Here is a 1,473-nt window from a genome sequence, read left to right as displayed (position 1 = left end):
ACGCACAGGGCCCGGAGCTGATTGGCGCGCCACTGGGCAACAGCCTCGATCGGGTTGTTGACGGAGGAGTCGACATGTTTGCCGACCAGCTGCACCGCCACTTCGCCACCGCCTTTGAAGGGGACATAGATAAATTTCGTGCCCGTGGCTCGCTCAATGCCGACGGTAATGATCTGGTCTTCCTGCTTGGAGCCGGTACCACCCATCTTGATTTTGCTGGGCCCCGCAGCTTTCACAGCTGCCAGGTAGTCCTTGGCAGTCTTGGCTGGATTTTCTGCATTGACCCACAAAACGAACTGGTCGAGCGCCATCATGGACACGGGTGTCATGTCGCGCCAGTTGAAAGGAACACCCGTGGCCAGGGGAGTGGTGAAGAGGTTGGAGAGCGTGATGATGATCTTGTGCGGGTCGCCTTTGGCTCCCTTGACCTCAAGGAAGCCTTCCGCGCCGGCGCCGCCCGATTTGTTGACAACAATCAGCGGCTCTTTCATCAGCTTGTGCTTGATGATGATGCCTTGCATCAGCCGGGCCATTTGATCGGCTCCGCCGCCGGTACCCGCAGGCACTACAAACTCCACCGGCTTGGTAGGCTCCCAGGCCGCTTGGGCCGGGAAGGCCGTCAGTGTTGCCGCCGCGATGACGCATGTCCCCGCCGCGGTCAATTTATTCCTGATGCTCGCAAATCTGGTTTTCATCACGTTGTCTCCTGTATTGGGTAACTCTGTTTTGGCTTGGAACTTCTCTACTGATTCCTGGCCGGAGCATATTGCACGCGTATGGTCTTACCAAGTGGGCGAAAAACTCTTGACAGGGGTCAAGTTTGTGGGATTTTCGATGTCCTCTAGGGTTTGTCCCGAGCTTTTTTRCTCCATGGCTGGCGCTTGATAGCGTATCTCCCTAGGAGGAAAGTGTCACATCGCCGATACCATGAATTTCAACAGGGCTGGCGCTTCGTTCCATGGCGATGACTGGAACACAAAATGTTTTGAAAGGTAATAGCCATGAAAAACGCATTGTTGCTGGTGGCTTTGTTTTTTTGTGGTTTGACCGCGCAGGCGCAACAGTGCGAGGGCGGGCTTTACCTTAATCCGCAGGTGATCCGGGGCGAAGGAGCCTCGCAAACCGAAAGTGCCCTGAAAGAACTCGTTGACTTTGTCCGTCCGACGGGGCTGTCGGTCACGCCAGTGCTCAACATCCGGGAGACGCAGGATGTTTTGACAGCCGTCAAGAAACCGGCTCCACCATGCTGGGTCTATGGCAACCCCGTGGTCGGTCTTGCCTCGGGCTATAAGCCGGTGGCGGTCAACATGGACCCGATCCAGTCGGCTGTACTGATTCTGGCTGACATCGGGACGGTCAAGGACGGCAAACCCGTCGAGCTGAAGACGCTTCCTCCCGCTGATCAAGCCAAAGTGCTCGCCAAGCTCAAGACGACCAGCTGCTTTGGCATGAAAAGYGGTGTGACTACATCGC

The 1,473-nt window shown here is 56.4% G+C and carries 2 protein-coding genes; one reads left to right on the top strand and one right to left on the bottom strand.

The window, feature by feature from the left end; translation table 11 throughout:
- A partial coding sequence (locus AC1D0Z_RS21605; RefSeq protein ID WP_477660203.1) for a Bug family tripartite tricarboxylate transporter substrate binding protein occupies nucleotides 1-695 on the bottom strand: 695 nt, incomplete at its 3' end.
- Between the two features lie 306 nt (nucleotides 696-1,001).
- Between AC1D0Z_RS21605 and AC1D0Z_RS21600 the strand changes: the two genes are divergently transcribed.
- Nucleotides 1,002-1,473, top strand: a 472-nt coding sequence (locus AC1D0Z_RS21600) for a hypothetical protein (protein WP_477660202.1), incomplete at its 3' end; no start/stop codon positions are given.

This window comes from Polaromonas sp. P1_E3, from assembly GCF_056405935.1.
This window is presented reverse-complemented; position numbering and strand designations above follow the sequence as displayed.